The organism is Aliivibrio sp. S3MY1, from assembly GCF_028765575.1.
GTDB lineage: Bacteria > Pseudomonadota > Gammaproteobacteria > Enterobacterales > Vibrionaceae > Aliivibrio.
On the sequence record NZ_JARACO010000144.1, the window covers coordinates 1 to 274 of the forward strand.

The following is a 274-nucleotide window of genomic DNA, read 5'->3' on the forward strand; positions in this document are numbered from 1 at the left end:
AAAAAATAAAAGAGACATAATGTTGGGTCTGTAGCTCAGTTGGTTAGAGCGCACCCCTGATAAGGGTGAGGTCGGTGGTTCAAATCCACTCAGACCCACCAATACTTTTCCAGTAAGTATTGGTGATAACATTATATTTTGGGGCTATAGCTCAGCTGGGAGAGCGCCTGCCTTGCACGCAGGAGGTCTGCGGTTCGATCCCGCATAGCTCCACCATCTTTAAGTATTCTCCTTGAGAGTCTTTAGAAATGGTTTCGAAAGAAACATTGCTCTT

General features: G+C 45.3%; 2 tRNA genes. Both read left to right on the forward strand.

Going from position 1 to position 274, the window contains the following annotated elements:
* Positions 1 to 24 precede the first annotated feature (24 nt).
* Positions 25 to 101, forward strand: a tRNA-Ile gene (locus tag PVK62_RS17605).
* Between the two features lie 39 nt (positions 102 to 140).
* A tRNA-Ala gene (locus PVK62_RS17610) sits at positions 141 to 216 on the forward strand.
* Positions 217 to 274: the final 58 nt, after the last annotated feature.